This window comes from Paenibacillus sp. J31R98 (assembly GCF_056269245.1).
In genome coordinates, this window is sequence record NZ_JBWDNO010000002.1 from 489310 (window position 1) to 505025 (window position 15716).

General features: G+C 51.4%; 18 protein-coding genes. 2 read left to right on the top strand and 16 right to left on the bottom strand.

The window, feature by feature from the left end:
- Positions 1–24: 24 nt before the first annotated feature.
- The 3 genes from dprA to sucC all read right to left on the bottom strand — a co-directional run bounded on the left by dprA (position 25) and on the right by sucC (position 3476).
- Entirely contained in the window at positions 25–1152 is a 1128-nt protein-coding gene (dprA, locus tag AC0YNX_RS10700) for a DNA-processing protein DprA (RefSeq protein WP_475815672.1), read from the bottom strand.
- A 175-nt stretch (positions 1153–1327) separates the two neighbouring features.
- Positions 1328–2257, bottom strand: a complete 930-nt coding sequence (gene sucD / locus AC0YNX_RS10705) for a succinate--CoA ligase subunit alpha (protein ID WP_126016317.1) — start codon at positions 2255–2257, stop codon at positions 1328–1330.
- Between the two features lie 58 nt (positions 2258–2315).
- Entirely contained in the window at positions 2316–3476 is a 1161-nt protein-coding gene (gene sucC / locus AC0YNX_RS10710; RefSeq protein WP_126016315.1) for an ADP-forming succinate--CoA ligase subunit beta, read from the bottom strand.
- 347 nt (positions 3477–3823) lie between these two features.
- Between sucC and AC0YNX_RS10715 the strand changes: the two genes are divergently transcribed.
- Positions 3824–4264, top strand: a complete 441-nt coding sequence (locus AC0YNX_RS10715; RefSeq protein ID WP_475815673.1) for a DinB family protein — start codon at positions 3824–3826, stop codon at positions 4262–4264.
- Positions 4265–4393: 129 nt separating this feature from the next.
- Complete coding sequence (locus tag AC0YNX_RS10720) at positions 4394–5953, top strand: YifB family Mg chelatase-like AAA ATPase (RefSeq protein ID WP_475815674.1); 1560 nt, start codon at positions 4394–4396, stop codon at positions 5951–5953.
- A 40-nt stretch (positions 5954–5993) separates the two neighbouring features.
- Here the strand turns inward: AC0YNX_RS10720 and AC0YNX_RS10725 are convergent, their stop codons facing one another.
- The 13 genes from AC0YNX_RS10725 to ylxM all read right to left on the bottom strand — a co-directional run bounded on the left by AC0YNX_RS10725 (position 5994) and on the right by ylxM (position 15706).
- Positions 5994–6410, bottom strand: coding sequence for a YraN family protein (locus tag AC0YNX_RS10725; protein ID WP_475815675.1), 417 nt, complete (start codon positions 6408–6410; stop codon positions 5994–5996).
- Positions 6407–6709 (bottom strand): EscU/YscU/HrcU family type III secretion system export apparatus switch protein, encoded by a 303-nt coding sequence (locus AC0YNX_RS10730; RefSeq protein WP_475815676.1) that lies wholly within the window; start codon positions 6707–6709, stop codon positions 6407–6409. Before AC0YNX_RS10730 ends, AC0YNX_RS10725 begins: the two co-directional genes overlap by 4 nt.
- Positions 6706–8913, bottom strand: a complete 2208-nt coding sequence (locus AC0YNX_RS10735) for a flagellar hook-length control protein FliK (RefSeq protein ID WP_475815677.1) — start codon at positions 8911–8913, stop codon at positions 6706–6708. Before AC0YNX_RS10735 ends, AC0YNX_RS10730 begins: the two co-directional genes overlap by 4 nt.
- A 173-nt stretch (positions 8914–9086) precedes the next feature.
- Complete coding sequence (locus AC0YNX_RS10740; RefSeq protein ID WP_475816222.1) at positions 9087–9710, bottom strand: ribonuclease HII; 624 nt, start codon at positions 9708–9710, stop codon at positions 9087–9089.
- Between the two features lie 88 nt (positions 9711–9798).
- On the bottom strand, positions 9799–10671 hold the full coding sequence (ylqF, locus tag AC0YNX_RS10745; RefSeq protein ID WP_475815678.1) for a ribosome biogenesis GTPase YlqF: 873 nt from the start codon (positions 10669–10671) through the stop codon (positions 9799–9801).
- Positions 10672–10686: 15 nt separating this feature from the next.
- The gene (gene lepB, locus AC0YNX_RS10750) at positions 10687–11376 is read right to left on the bottom strand and encodes a signal peptidase I (protein WP_475815679.1); all 690 of its coding nucleotides are present in this window, start codon (positions 11374–11376) and stop codon (positions 10687–10689) included.
- A 98-nt stretch (positions 11377–11474) separates the two neighbouring features.
- Positions 11475–11816: a 50S ribosomal protein L19 gene (rplS, locus tag AC0YNX_RS10755; protein ID WP_116187122.1), complete on the bottom strand. Its 342-nt coding sequence runs from the start codon at positions 11814–11816 to the stop codon at positions 11475–11477.
- Between the two features lie 188 nt (positions 11817–12004).
- Positions 12005–12751 carry a tRNA (guanosine(37)-N1)-methyltransferase TrmD gene (gene trmD / locus AC0YNX_RS10760; RefSeq protein ID WP_475815680.1) on the bottom strand — a complete coding sequence of 249 codons (747 nt, stop codon included), beginning with the start codon at positions 12749–12751 and terminating at the stop codon, positions 12005–12007.
- A 4-nt stretch (positions 12752–12755) separates the two neighbouring features.
- Positions 12756–13274 carry a ribosome maturation factor RimM gene (gene rimM, locus AC0YNX_RS10765; protein WP_475816223.1) on the bottom strand — a complete coding sequence of 173 codons (519 nt, stop codon included), beginning with the start codon at positions 13272–13274 and terminating at the stop codon, positions 12756–12758.
- Between the two features lie 83 nt (positions 13275–13357).
- Positions 13358–13588: a KH domain-containing protein gene (locus AC0YNX_RS10770; protein ID WP_090574094.1), complete on the bottom strand. Its 231-nt coding sequence runs from the start codon at positions 13586–13588 to the stop codon at positions 13358–13360.
- Between the two features lie 26 nt (positions 13589–13614).
- Positions 13615–13887 carry a 30S ribosomal protein S16 gene (gene rpsP / locus AC0YNX_RS10775; protein ID WP_475815681.1) on the bottom strand — a complete coding sequence of 91 codons (273 nt, stop codon included), beginning with the start codon at positions 13885–13887 and terminating at the stop codon, positions 13615–13617.
- A gap of 48 nt (positions 13888–13935) precedes the next feature.
- The gene (ffh, locus tag AC0YNX_RS10780; protein ID WP_475815682.1) at positions 13936–15309 is read right to left on the bottom strand and encodes a signal recognition particle protein; all 1374 of its coding nucleotides are present in this window, start codon (positions 15307–15309) and stop codon (positions 13936–13938) included.
- Positions 15310–15331: 22 nt separating this feature from the next.
- Complete coding sequence (ylxM, locus tag AC0YNX_RS10785; RefSeq protein ID WP_475815683.1) at positions 15332–15706, bottom strand: YlxM family DNA-binding protein; 375 nt, start codon at positions 15704–15706, stop codon at positions 15332–15334.
- Positions 15707–15716: the final 10 nt, after the last annotated feature.

Below are 15716 nucleotides of genomic sequence, written 5' to 3' on the forward strand. Positions count from 1 at the left end.
TGCGCCCTCCTCTCCACTTACATGCTACATTACACTATATATGGAACCTGAATGCTGTTCAATCTTACGTTTTAAAGTTAAATTTATCAGAACTGAGTGCAAAAGTCCAAAAGGGAACGACGAAAGCTCATGAAGCTGGTCTACGGATCGCGGCTCATCGCACAAGAAACGATAGATAATCGCCTCATTCTCGCTCAGTTCGTTTACCACGTTGTCTGAAGAAACTCCCGCTTGTACGCTTGCTAGTGATTGTATTTGATCATATATCGGCAATCCGGCATATTCTTCAATAATATCTTCAAATGAAGAGACAAGCTTGGCGCCTTGACGGATCAAACCATTCGTGCCCGCACTCTTCGGTGAAGAGATTGGCCCTGGGACTGCAAACACATCCCGCGACATCTCCAGCGCTTGATCGGCCGTGATGAGCGAACCGCTACGCTCTGCCGCTTCGACAACGACGGTCCCGAGAGACAATGCGGCGATAATTCGATTGCGGAGTGGAAACAAGCCAGGATGAAAAGCCGTTCCGATTGGCACTTCAGAGAGAATAAGCCCATTCTTCGCAATGTCAGCGTAAAGCTGCCTGTTGTCAGCTGGATAGATCAACGTAACAGGAGTGCCTAGAATGGCGATCGTGCTTCCTGCGCCCTGTAATGCACCCTCATGAGCTAAAGCGTCAATCCCCCTTGCCATTCCGCTCACAACGGTCAAACCACGCTCAGAGAGCTTCCTAGCAAGCTCAGAAGCGGTCTTACGACCATAAGCAGTTGGTCCTCTTGAACCGACTACTGCAATTGAGGGCCTCTTCAGCAGTGTATCCTTACCTATCGCGTATAAAACCCATGGCGGCTGAGGTGATTCCTTTAACAATTCCGGATAGTCGTCATCCAGTCTCGTTATGACCTTAATGCCCAGCTCACTCATTCGTTCCTCTCTTGCTCTAACATTCACGCTTGAAAACGCATTCGATAAAGCGCGCGCCTGATCCACCTTTAACCCGACTGATGTCACCCACGCTTCAGGTGCATATCGCTCAAAAGCTTGCCATTCGCCGCTTTCGACAGCCTTTCTGATTGACTGCCACCCGATACCCGGTGTTTCATGTAAGGTAATTAACTGTTCTCTGCGCTTGCCAAGTTCCATGTTCATTACAGCTCCGCCCTCTCATGAGAAGGCTCGCATTCTTCTTTATTGTGCCTTTGCAGCAACGAGAATGCAAGCCGAATATGGTAAATAATGAAAAAAGCAACCTTTCGAAAGCCCTGGTGAGGGCCACTCGAAAGGTTGCTTACCTTTTCGTTATATGCAATTGGCATTACTCAGCTTAGTGAGTTTTGCACTTGTCGAGCATGCCGCGCTCTTCCAGGACGCTCACAAGCGTGGAGCCCATTTCGGAAGGCGTTGGAGCTACGCGAATACCGCATTTCTCAAGCGTTGCAATCTTCTCAGCAGCAGTACCTTTGCCACCGGAGATGATTGCGCCAGCATGGCCCATACGTTTGCCTGGAGGCGCTGTTGCGCCGCCGATGAAGCCAACAACCGGCTTCTTCATGTTCGCTTTAACCCACTCTGCCGCTTCTTCTTCCGCGGAGCCGCCGATTTCACCGATCATGATAACCGCGTATGTGTCCGGATCTTCATTGAACATGTTCAGAATGTCAATGAACTCGGAGCCTTTAACAGGGTCGCCGCCGATACCTACAGCAGAGGATTGACCAATGCCGCGAGTAGTCAGTTGATGAACCGCCTCATAAGTGAGCGTTCCACTACGGGAAACGACGCCTACATGGCCTTTTGTATGGATGTATCCCGGCATAATGCCGATTTTGCACTCGCCTGGCGTAATAACGCCCGGGCAGTTCGGTCCGATCAGGCGCGTTTTGCGACCTTCCATGTACCGTGTCACTTTAATCATGTCGATTACAGGAATACCTTCTGTAATACAGATAACGAGATCCAGTTCAGCATCGACAGCTTCCAAAATGGAGTCTGCAGCGAATGCCGGCGGTACGTAAATAACCGAAGCAGTTGCGCCAGTCTTAGCTACTGCATCAGCAACTGTATTGAATACAGGAAGGGATACTACCGTGCCGTTCTCAAGCGTAATGTCAACGTTCGTGCCGCCTTTGCCAGGTGTAACGCCGCCAACCATTTGAGTACCGTATTCCAAGGCGCCTTTCGCATGGAAAAGACCTGTTGCACCGGTAATACCTTGCGTAATGACTTTTGTATTTTTGTCTACCAAAATGCTCATCGAAACTCACATCCCCTAAATGAATTCGTATGCCGCGGAAAGTGCGACTTCAGATGTCTTACTTCACAAGCGCAACGATTTTTTGTGCACCGTCAGCCATCGAATCCGCAGCCACGATGTTCAGTCCGGATTCATTCAACATTTTCTTGCCGAGCTCTACGTTAGTGCCTTCCAGACGAACGACGAGCGGACGGTCAAGACCGAGCTCTTTCGCTGCCGAGATAACACCGTCTGCGATAATATCGCATTTCATAATGCCGCCGAAAATGTTAACGAAAATGCCCTTAACCTTCTCATCGGAGAGAATGATCTTGAACGCTTCCGTTACTTTTTCTTTCGTAGCACCGCCGCCTACGTCCAGGAAGTTCGCAGGGTCGCCGCCGTAGTACTTGATAATATCCATTGTCGCCATAGCAAGACCTGCGCCGTTAACCATGCAACCGATGTTGCCATCGAGCGCGATGTAGCTGAGGTCGAACTTGGACGCTTGAATTTCTTTCTCATCTTCTTCATCCAGGTCACGAAGCTCAAGAATGTCTTTGTGACGGTACAATGCGTTGGAATCGAAGTTCAGCTTGGCGTCAAGCGCCATTACGTTGCCGTCGCCAGTAACGACAAGCGGGTTGATCTCTGCAATCGAGCAGTCCTTCTCAACGAAAGCCGTGTACAAGGACAGCATGAATTTAGCCGCTTTGTTCACCAGCTCGTTAGGAATGTTAATGGAGTAAGCAAGCTTGCGCGCTTGGAATACTTGCAAACCAACCGCTGGATCAATTACTTCTTTGAAGATCTTCTCAGGCGTATGCTCAGCAACCTCTTCGATTTCTGTGCCGCCCTCTTCGGATGCCATCATTACGATGCGTCCAGTTACACGGTCAACAACAAGACCGATGTAGTACTCTTTCTTAATGTCGCAGCCTTGTTCGATCAAAAGGCGCTTAACCTCTTTGCCTTCTGGGCCTGTTTGGTGAGTGACAAGCACTTTACCAAGGATTTGGCTTGCGTATTCGCGAACCTCGTCCAAATTTTTGGCAACCTTAACGCCGCCCGCTTTACCGCGGCCGCCCGCATGGATTTGCGCTTTAACAACGACGACTGGCGTACCGAGTGCTTTCGCTGCTTCTACCGCTTCATCAACGGAGAATGCTACTTTACCTTCCGGCACCGCAACTCCGTATTGTTTCAGCAATTGTTTTCCTTGATACTCATGGATATTCATCTACGAAAATCCTCCTATCCGCAGTTAACTCCTACGTATGTACACAAAACCATAAGTATTGTAACACGTTTCGTCATAGCATTACTATTTTTTTAGCGCAAGATGCCATCTTTTTTGATATTAGTTTCATCTCAAATCGATATGAAAAGCGATGAAATTAAACTAAATATGATGTATGCATTGCTTTTGCACAAAAAAAGTCTCATGACGGATGGCAGTTCACGATTAGTATTACCTAACTTTTACAAAATATTGACTACGAACACAAGTTCGTATTACACTAAGCGTATCACATTCATTCTTGATTTGAGGAGTTGTTCTTATACATGCGCACGTTTTCAGAACTTATGATTACTTTCGAATCCATGATATCGTTCGCGGCATCGCTGCGCGATCTCACTGATAAGAGATGGTCTACCCCGCTCGCACTCGGCAAATGGTCGACACAGGAAGTGATGGCTCACATTATGTTATGGGACCGCCATTTCCTAAGCGAAGCGATAGCTCCAATCGCTGAAGGCGTATCATTAACGTACAAATCATGTAACTTTGATCAATTCAATCTGAATGCTTCAGCATATGCCAAGACAATCAGCCAAGAAGAGCTAATCACTTCAAGTATCGCAGTACGTGAAAATCTGGTTGCGAGGTTGAAATCATTAACTGAAGCACAGCAGACCGAGGTCTATTATGACGGAGACGGCAATCCGTTCACAATCCTAGTGTACTTGGAGGACTTTGTGGATCATGATGCGCACCATAGAGAGCAAATCGAGCAATTTATTTAATTGGAAAATTAAATCGAGTATTATTGACAATTTTTTCAACCTTGTACTATCATAAGTGAGAAGCAAGATATGATACGGACTCGTAAGGAAGCACCTTCATCCGACAACTCGGTGGAGGTGTTTTTTGTTATGTATACTCAAACTAGCAGTGGAAGCGTATATGGCGTGGAAGGCAGAATGATTGCCGTTGAAGTCGATATCGCTAGCGGGCTCCCGCAAGTAAATGTCGTTGGTCTTCCCGATCCCGCTGTACGCGAATCCGTCGAACGCGTGCGTGCTGCGATTAAGAACTGTGGATTCACGTTCCCGATGGAACGAATAACAGTAAACCTTGCTCCTGCTGACCTTCGCAAAGAAGGCACCGCGTTTGATCTGGCAATCGCAGTTGGCGTCTTAGTTGCGAGCGGGCAGCTCCATGAGGAACTGTTCCGAGGTATGATCGTACTTGGTGAACTTGCACTGAATGGAGAGGTTCGCGCGATTCCAGGCGTGCTTGCAATGGTTGAACAAGCGGGGCTCAGAGGCAACACGAAAGTATTGCTCCCTCATGCCAATGCTTCAGAAGCCGCCTGTATTGAAGGGCTGGAGCTGTACGCGGTCAACCATCTGTCGGAGTTGAAGGATGCAGATTCTGACAAGGAAGCATGGCGATCCATGAAATATCATCCCGACCATTCTCGCAGTGATCGAGGAAGCTTACTAGTCGAGAGTATTCATCAACAACATGGTGATTTCGGGGATGTTCTTGGACAGCACCACGCGAAGCGCGCGCTTCTGATCGCAGCGGTCGGCAAACACAATCTGCTGCTGTCAGGACCACCAGGCACAGGAAAGACAATGCTTGCCAAGCGGCTTCCTGGTATTATGCCTTCGCTTACAGAAGAAGAGTCGTTGCAGGTAACGAAGATCTATAGCGCCGCCGGTAAACTCCCTGGCGGTATCCCTTCATTAATGAAGGAACGCCAATTCCGAAGCCCGCACCACACCATATCTGCTGCAGGATTGATCGGCGGCGGCTCCATACCTCGTCCAGGTGAAGTGACGCTTGCACATCGCGGCGTCTTGTTTCTGGATGAGCTGCCTGAGTTTTCCCGTGCCGCACTCGAAGTGCTTCGCCAACCGCTAGAGGATCGCGAAGTGACGATAGCCAGGAGCCGCGCGGTGTTTCGGTTCCCGGCATATTTTCTGCTAGCGGCATCTATGAATCCGTGTCCGTGCGGCTATTACGGTCATGATTCGGAGGATCAACGCTGCAGTTGCAGCGAAGCATATCTCTCAAGGTACCGTGCCAAAATTTCCGGACCACTCCTTGATCGAATCGATATGCATATTGAAGTTCCCCGGCCGCCGGCGACAGCGGATTTGCAGATCGGCATGACTTCTACCCAGATGAAGGAGATTGTGTTTCAAGCTGTTAGTTACAGAGATTCACGTACAGAAGCTCTAGGAAGGCCGCTTGCCGATCTAGCTGGCGCTTCTTTGCGCAGGGCTGTTCACCTCACGCGAGAAGCCGAAGAATTGCTGCGACTTGCTTTCGACTCACTTGGCGTTAGCTTACGAGCACATGACCGGATATTGAAGCTTGCGAGAACCATCGCAGATCTGGAACAGTGTGAACGAGTGGACAGCCCGCATGTCGCTGAAGCGATAGGTTATCGTGGCTTGGATCGAAAGCTGCATGCACTGTAAAAATTAAGAAAGAGATGCCGTAGCGGGCATCTCTTATTTGTTAAAAAGCAGCTTCAATATGCTTCAGTTCAGTAATCTGATATGAGACAGGCTCGCCCAATGCCGGTACAGCCGTTATTGCAATGACATCGAATCTGACAGGTTGACCGTGCAGCTTCTGAAGCGAGAGATAAACCTCAGCTGTTGCCCGCACCTGATGCTGCTTACGGAAATCTACCGATTCCGCCGCTGTGCCGAAACGCCCGCCTTGTCTGCGAGTTCGCACTTCGATAATGACAATTGTGTCCGCTGTTTGAGCAACGATATCGAGCTCACCTGAGCGACAGCGCCAATTACGCGCTAAAACACGATAGCCCAGTTCGGTTATGAAGCGAGCAGCATGTTCCTCCCCGAACTTGCCAATCGTTTGTCGTGAATCAGGCTTCTTCGCAACACTTGACGGCCTTCTGTCGGTCACTTGTTGGCACCCGCCCTCTGATCGGAACGATAGACAAAAGACAGGATCTCAGCAACCAATGTATATAGCTCAGGAGGGACTTCTTGATCCAGATCGAGTTTCGAGAGCACTTCAACAAGCGACTTGTCCTGTTGAACCGGTACACCGTGCTCCGCTGCTTTCTCCATTATCGCTTCGGCGACTTTCCCTTGGCCTTTCGCAACGACGATAGGCGCATTCCGTTCACCTGGTTCATATTTAAGCGCAACCGCCTTCTTGTTCGGGAGAGGCTGTGGTGCCGCATTATTGTTCTCCCTCATACGCGGAAGTCCACTCCTTTATAAGGCTTCGCCGACCATTCTTGTCCATTGGACTGTGCAACCGGCGTCGTCCCGTCTGCCGCATTCATTCGAGCTGCCATCCTATCCGGCATCGGCGTCGCTTTCAGCGTAAGCAGCTGGTAGCCGTTTCTCTGCAGCGCTTCAGTCAATTCCGGTCTCGAGGACTCAGCTAGTTCTGCAGTCATGGGGTGATCGTTCCAAAGATTCACGCTCACGATCTTATCGACAACTTGCACATCAACAACGGTATCGCCTAAAGATTTCATCCGAAGATCAAAGAGCAGCCTGCAATTGTCCGCATCCAGCTCTCCTTTGCGGCCTCGGCGTGTTTGTATATGAACGGACGCAGTCTGATTGCCGTCAGCCCCCTTCATCGGGATGAACATCGTCACATGTGAGAAAAGCGAGCTCGTCTTCTCCGGCGTAAGCAGCAGCTGCTGGCCGGTAATATGCGATACCATCTGCTGCGCGGTATCTCGCAGCGCTTGCGGTACATCATCCGAGCTCGCTAATGTCATCAGCAGGCTCTTCATTGTTTCGGCAGCAGCATGTTTGACGCCTTCCTGTGGCAGGGTCGATCCCGGCACAGGAAGCTGATTCGCTTGCTGCTGTTGCTGCTGCAGCGCGCGTTCGATGACCGCGCTGCTTGCGCCGCCGCGAGCCGCTTCTTTGGCCGCGGCATCAGGTAGAGGCTGCTGCGTCTCTCGCGCAGCCTCCTGTTGTTGATGTGCCAGCTTCTGAGACGACTGAAGCTGATCATCTGCGGCGGAGGCGGCGAGCAGCCGTTCGTGGTCGACGCCGAGCCATTTCATCAGCTGCCCGACCCAGTTCTGTTGGGCGGCCGGCTGTGGGGTTTGCGTGCCCCCGGCGCCATGAGGCGAGGCTCCGGCGGCAACATCCGCGCTTCGCGCGGACACGCCCGCAGCAGCTTCGCCTGCTGCTCGCGCTGGCGCCGGCTTCGCTGCGTCGCCAGCCTCTAGCGCTTCGCGCATAAGCGCTGCGCCTTCGGCAAGCAGCGCTTGCAGCTTCGCTGCCGCTGCCTGCCCCGCTGCCTGCGGCGGCACTGCTCCTCCAACCCCTGCTTGCCCCGCTGCCTGCGGCGGCACTGCTCCTCCCGCCGCCGATTGCCCCGCTGCCTGCGGCGGCACTGCTCCACCTGCCGCTGCCTGCCCCGCTGCCTGCGGCGGCACTGCTCCACCCGCCGCTGCTTGCCCCGCTGCCTGCGGCGGCACTGCTCCTCCCGCCGCCGATTGCCCCGCTGCCTGCGGCGGCACTACTCCTCCTGCCGCCTGACTCGCGGCCTGCGGCGGCACTGCTCCTCCCGCCGCTTGCCCCGCTGCCTGCGGCGGCACTGCTCCACCTGCCGCCGCTTGCCCCGCTGCCTGCGGCGGCACTGCTCCAGCCCCCGCCTGCCCCGCTGCCTGCGGCGGCACTGCTCCCCCTGCCCCCGCCTGCCCCGCTGCCTGCGGCGGCACTGCTCCACCCGCCGCTTGCCCCGCCGCCTGACTCGCTGCCTGCGGCTGACCATTCCCTGCCGCTTCTGCCTTGACAGAGTTGCTCCAAGCGGCAAGCCCCTGCTCCAGCGAATCCAGCAGCACATGCGCTGGAGCGCCGGACTGCGTCTGCGCAAGCGCGCTAATCGTCGCGCTTGTCATTGGCAATCCACGCTTCGCCGCGAGTGCTGCCGCGTTCATCCAAGTCTTCGCATCCATACCTGGTGGCATCTCGGCAAGCGCTTGCTTGAACTGCCCTGCGATCTCTCGCGTAAGCGGAACGCCGCTCTGTTTCAGATCATTCACCAGCTGCGCGGTCCACTTCTGCTCTGGTAGCCCTGCTGCCTTCAGCCATTCCTTCATCGTCGCTTCCGACATCGCTGCTGTCTGCTGATCAACCTGCTTCAGCACGAGTGTCCCATCCATCGACTGCGGCTGCACCTGCAGCAAAGTCGATTGTCCAGGCTGAAGTGGCGTTTCCAGCTTCGCCTGTACTTGAGTTCCGTTAATTTGAATGATCCCTTCCTGATCATCCACCATCTTAACGAGTACCGCACGCACCACTTGGCCTACTTTCAGCTCCAGCGCTTTACCTTCCACAGGCTGCGAATCTCCGATCAAGCCTTTCATAAGCTGTCCTATTGATAGCGTCATTCGAATCGCATCCTTCCTGCACATGCCTTTTGCCATACGCGCAACTAAATCTATATTTCTATTATCGGTTTCCGGTAAGGCCATCTTAACCGCAGCCGAAATTTTGTCTTCATCCCCAGCTTCCCCTTACTCCTCCAAAACAAAAAAAGCCGCTGACTCCGATTATACCGAAATCAGCCGCTTAGGACATCAGCAGGCATTACTATTCATTAAAACAACAACTGCTGTTCCACTTCCTGCTCCGCAAACAGCTTACGGAGGAAGCTCTGCCTATGCATCGGGCTTGGTCCAAGCTCAAGCAGCTTCTCACGGTGCAGCTTCGTTGCATACCCTTTATGTATCGCAATGCCGTAATCCGGGTACAGATCATTCCACTCGCCTTGACAGAGTCGATCACGAGTCACTTTCGCCATAATCGAAGCTGCAGCGATTGACTGGCTCCTTGCATCGCCTTTAATAATCGCTTCCTGCGGCAAGTGAAGGTCTACCTTCTCCGCATCGACGAGCAAATACTCCGCTTGTACCGACAGCATCTGAACCGCCTGCTTCATCGCTAGTCGCGCAGCTTGCTTGATATTGATCGTATCCACGACAGATGCATCGACACACGCGACAGCCCATGCTTCCGCATGCTCCATGATGACATCGTACAGTTCATCGCGTTTCTTCTCTGTCAGCTTTTTTGAATCATCAATCCCTTCAAGCACAAGTCCTTCTGGCAAAATAACCGCTGCAGCGACCACGTCGCCGAATAAGCAGCCCCGGCCTACCTCATCAACCCCTGCAATATATCGAAAGCCTTGCGCCCATAACGGCTTCTCAAACTCCAGCATCCCCGGTTCCTCCGCTTCCCCACTCGCGTAATCCCATGAAATAATAAACGGCTCCCTCATACAATCAAGGCAGCCGTCCATGCAATTCCTATATCATATCTTCCGGTGATTCCAAAGTGATCCGTCCCAGGTTTCCTGCCCGGAGCTCACGCAGAATGATACCGGATGCTTTCTCCAGATCAACCCGACCGCCGCTCACGAGACAGCCGCGCTTGCGTCCGATATCTTCCATGACGCGCACAATCTCATCTGCATCGTCATAATCCTTCGGTGGCTGTGTCAAACCGAAACGCTCTGACATTGTATCCCAATAACGCTTCGTCAACTCTTTCACAGCGAAGAAAGCAACATCTTCAACATTGAGTACCTGCTCACGAATTGCACCAGTCATCGCCAGCTTCATGCCGACAAGCTGATCCTCGAACTTCGGCCATAAAATACCTGGCGTATCGAGCAGTTCCATCTCTGTGCCGACTTTAATCCACTGCTGACCCTTCGTCACGCCTGGACGATCGCCAGTTGCGGCGATAGCACGGCCTGCAAGCCGATTGATAAGCGTCGATTTGCCGACATTCGGAATGCCGACGATCAGTCCGCGTACCGCACGAGGCGTAATCCCCTTGGATATTTGGCGCGCAATCTTCGCATGAAGCAGCTGCTTCACTTTCACCGGAATTTCATTCACTCTTGTGCCTGTTGAAGCATCTATTGCAAGGCTTGTGTGCCCCAGATCTGCAAAATAAGCCATCCACTTGTCCGTCGTCCGGGCATCAGCCAAATCTGTCTTATTCAGCAAAATCAAGCGAGGCTTCCCTTTAAGAATGTCATCCACCATCGGGTTGCGGCTTGAGAGCGGTACTCTCGCATCAAGCAGCTCGATTGCAATATCAATCAGCTTGAGCTTAGCCTCAATTTCCCTCCGGGCCCTTGTCATATGGCCGGGAAACCAATGAATCGTCATATCGTTTTAGTCACCTCATCCATGTTTCACGAAGGAAATTTTCGCAGCTGGCCAGAAAATAATATCGGCTCTGCCGACGATCTCCTTGTCCGAAACAAAGCCGATTATCCGGCTGTCCTTACTGTTGCGGCGGTTGTCACCAAATGCGAGCACAGTACCCTCAGGCACAACATCAGTCGTAAAGTTCGCGTTCGGGAAGTTCCGATCCGTTCCTTCGTTATTAAAGATTTCGCCGTTAGCTTTGGCTTTCGCAATCGATTCTGCCAAGTAAGGCTCATCTACTTTCTTGCCGTTAATGTACAGGTTGTCGCCTTCATATTTCACTTTGTCACCTGGCACGCCAATGACGCGCTTAATGAAATCACGGCCTTCATCAGGCACGTGGAATACGATGACTTCGCCACGCTTTGGTTCTCTAATATCATAAATGATTTTATTCACGATTAACCGTTCACCGGTATAGAAGTTAGGCTCCATCGAAGGCCCGTCAACAATAAACGGAGCAAAGAGGAAATAGCGAATGACGAGAACGAGTATCGCTGCAATGGCGAGCGCTTTGACCCATTCCATTACTTCTTTCTGCGTACGGTTGCCTGAACGGCTGCTTGCAGCTACCGGGGTATCCGCACTTTCTTCAGCAGGTGTTACTGCATCTTGCTGCTGAACATCTTGTTCGTTTTCTTCCGTCCGGCGTTGTTGATCCACGCTATCCACCCTCTTCTATCATCGGAGTTAACTTTTTGAAAACATATGTAGAAAAACGAAAAGGGACTTGTTTGCGCAAGTCCCCCTCTTGACGTTCATTAGCGAATTTCTTTGATTCTCGCAGCTTTACCGCGAAGTTCGCGAAGATAGTACAGTTTCGCGCGGCGAACTTTACCACGACGAGCAACTTCGATCTTCTCGATCTTCGGCGAGTTCAGTGGGAAAGTTCTTTCCACACCAACGCCGTACGAGATTTTACGCACTGTGAAAGTAGCCGAGATACCGCCGCCGCGACGTTTGATAACAACGCCTTCGAACAACTGTACACGCTCACGCGAACCCTCGATAACTTTAACATGCACCTTCAATGTATCGCCTGGGCGAAAGTTAGGGATGTCAGTACGAAGATTTTCTTGCGCAATGATTTGCAAAAGATTCATTATGATTCACTCCTTCCACCATAGACGTTCTTATAAGCTACCCGAATCCTTCACTACAAACGAAACGGATCTTGGCTTTATAGCGGACCGTCCGAGTTAACAAAGCAACATCAGATACTATAACATATCCACACCTAGAACACAACACTACTTTCTAAAAGACTATCGAAGCACGCTAGAGGATTAGCTTATTGTTTATTGGCGCGTTCTTTAATAATTCCATCCAGCCACAGCCGTTCTTTCTTCGTCAGCTCAGCTGTTTCGAGCAGCTCCGGACGACGATCGAGCGTACGAAGAATGGACTGTTGACGCCGCCAAACCTCCACATTGGCATGATGTCCGGAGAGCAGCACTTCAGGCACTTCCCAATTGCGGAACATCGCTGGACGCGTATAGTGAGGATGCTCAAGCAGTCCCGTACTGAATGAATCGGTCACAGCAGAGTTCTCATTGCCAAGTGCGCCTGGAAGCAAACGAACGACGCTGTCAATCATTACCATCGCCGGAAGCTCGCCGCCTGTTAGCACATAATCACCAAGCGATATTTCATCGGTGACGAGATGCTGCCTAATACGCTCATCATAGCCCTCATAGTGGCCGCACACGAACACGAGATGCTCATGCTGCGACAGCTCCTCTGCCTTCTTCTGCGTGTAAGGCTCCCCTTGCGGGCAAAGCAGTATGACGCGGGGACTCTGTCCGCCTTCGGGCATAAGATCCTCTACAGCAGCGAAGAGCGGCTCAGGCTTCAGCACCATGCCTCCACCACCGCCATATGGATAATCATCAACCGTATTATGTTTATTATTCGCATAATCACGGAAGTTAATCGCGTTCAGGCTAACAATACCTTTGTCGCGCGCTTTGCCGAGAATGCTCGCACCGAATACGCCATGGAACATCTCGGGGAACAGCGTTAATACGTCAATACGCATAAGGCTAGATCAGCCCTTCCATCAGGTGTACTTGTACAGTCTTTGAGGCAATATTGACATCGAGCACGACATCGTCAATGACAGGAATGAGCACCTGTTTGCCCTTCTTCGGTTGCACGACCCATACATCGTTCGCACCTGGGGATAGAATTTCCGTAATGACGCCAAGCTCGGCGCCTTCATCCGTTACAACGGTACAGCCAATAATTTGGTGATGGTAATACTCGCCTTCTTCAAGCGCCACAAGATCTTCCTTGGACACCTTCAGCTCCCAGCCTTTGTACTTCTCTACTTCGTTAATGTCATCCCAGCCCTTGAACTTCACGATGTACATATTCTTGTGGAGCCTAGCGCTCAGAACTTCTACTTCTAATTTGCGCTTCGATTCCGGCTCAAGCAGTATCAGCACCGAGTTCGGTGCGAAGCGCTCCTCAGGAAAATCCGTCTGCGACACAATTTTCACTTCGCCGCGGATGCCATGTGTATTCACTAATTTACCGACAGATAACCACTGTTCCATTATTGTCTCCTGCCTTATTCGTAATATTAACATCGAAAAAGGGCTAGGATACGTACGTATCCTAACCCTGTCTCGATGTACGATCGCTATGAAATAATATCGACCATGACGCGCTTATGCGATTTGACGGCAGCCGATGTGACAACCGTCCGCAACGCTTTAGCTATCCGTCCCTGCTTGCCGATGACTTTCCCGACATCGTCAGGATTCACCGACAGCAGATAGACGGTGCCGCGATCGTCTTCTTTCACGTCGACACGCACGTCCTCCGGGTAATCCACTAAAGCCTTCGCTATGACAAGAATCAAATCTTTCATGACAATAGGCCCCCCGCATCGAGTAGTTATTTTTGAAGCTTAGATTCGTGAAGCTTAGTCATAACGCCTGCTTTGGAAAGCAAGTTACGAACTGTGTCAGAAGCTTGAGCTCCGCTTTGAAGCCATTTAAGAGCTTTCTCTTCATCGATGTTCACTTGAGCCGGTTGAGCAACCGGGTTATAAGTGCCGATTTCTTCAATGAAGCGACCGTCACGCGGCGAACGGGAGTCCGATACAACCACACGGTAGAAAGGTGCTTTGTGCGCACCGATACGTTTCAAACGAATACGTACTGCCATTTTGAAATTCACCTCCTTCAAAAAATATTCGTATGCTTATCTCCTTAATTAGAACGGAAACTTCATGCCTTTCGGCAGCATGTTCTTAAGACCTTTCATGCCACCCTTAGGACCTTTAGGACCCATCATCGAGGAGAACTGCTTCATCATCTTCTTCATATCTTCAAACTGCTTGATGAGGCGGTTAACTTCCGCAATGGAAGTGCCGCTTCCTGCAGCGATACGCTTGCGTCTGCTGTGATTCAGAAGTTCAGGCTTCTGCTTCTCAGCCTTCGTCATCGACTTCACAATCGCTTCAACGCGGCCAATCTGCTTCTCATCCACTTTGAAGTTCTTCATATCCTTCATTTTGCCCATGCCAGGCATCATGTCGAGCAGTTGATCCAGCGGTCCGAGCTTACGAACCTGTTCCATCTGTTCAAGGAAATCCTCGAACGTGAACTCAGCCGTGCGCATCTTGCGCTCCATCTCAGCCGCTTTCTCAGCGTCAATGGTTGAATGAGCTTTCTCGATCAGCGAGAGCATATCGCCCATGCCGAGAATTCGGGAAGCCATCCGCTCCGGATGGAAAGGCTCAAGCGGTTCAATCTTCTCGCCAGTCGCCGCGAACTTGATCGGACAACCGGTTACTGCTTTAACCGACAATGCAGCACCACCGCGAGTATCCCCATCAAGCTTCGTTAGAATAACACCAGTCAGCTCAAGTTGGCTATGGAAACTCTGTGCAACGTTGACAGCTTCTTGACCTGTCATCGCATCGACAACCAGGAGCACCTCATCCGGCTTCGTTACGTCATGAATCTGACGAATCTCAGCCATAAGCGCTTCATCAATATGAAGACGGCCCGCAGTATCGATGATGACATAATCATGTCCATTGTCCTTCGCGTGCTGGAGACCTGCGCGCGCTATGTCGACCGGCGATGTCTGATCGCCGAGCGTGAAGACCGGAACGCCGATCTGCTCGCCGAGCACTTGCAGCTGCTTGATCGCAGCAGGACGGTAAATATCGCCTGCAATCATAAGCGGCTTATGCTTGTCCTTGAGGAGCAGCTTCGCCAGCTTGGCACTGGATGTTGTTTTACCCGCACCTTGCAGACCAGCCATCAGAATGACAGTTGGCGGCTTATTCGACTTGGCTAGCTTCGATTGCGTGCCGCCCATCAGTTCTGTAAGCTCTTTGTTTACGATATCGACGACGACCATGCCTGGCGTGAAGCTCTTCATCACTTCCGCACCGATAGCCTGTTCCTTCACTTTCGCGATGAAATCCTTGACGACCTTGAAGTTAACATCGGCTTCCAATAAGGCGAGCCGTACCTCGCGCATCGCTTCGTTAACATCATCCTCGGACACTTTACCTTTGCCGCGCAGCTTGCCAAACACGTTCTGCAGCCTGCTGGACAATCCTTCAAATGCCATGATCGTCACCTCCTAGTTCTTACTATGTACCGCCATGTACTTCCTCGCGCAATCCCTTAGCGATGTCTTGAAGCTTCGTCCGAAGCTCATCATTCGGTCCCGCGATATCCGCGAGTGACTCCAGCTTGTTCAGCCAGTTCTCCGAGGCAGCGTGCTTGCGCAGCAAGCCAAGCTTGCTCTCGTAGCTCTCTAGAACCGCTCCGGCACGCTTCACATGCTCATACACGGCTTGCCTTGTAATATCGAACTCGGCTGCAATTTCACCGAGCGTATAATCATCATGGAAATAATATTTAAGAAAAGTTTGCTGCTTCTCAGTCAGCAGCTTCTCATAGAAGTCAAACAGCATATTAATACGATTCGTCTTCGCCAGGGCGTCAGATTCATGGATCATCATGCTTCCCACT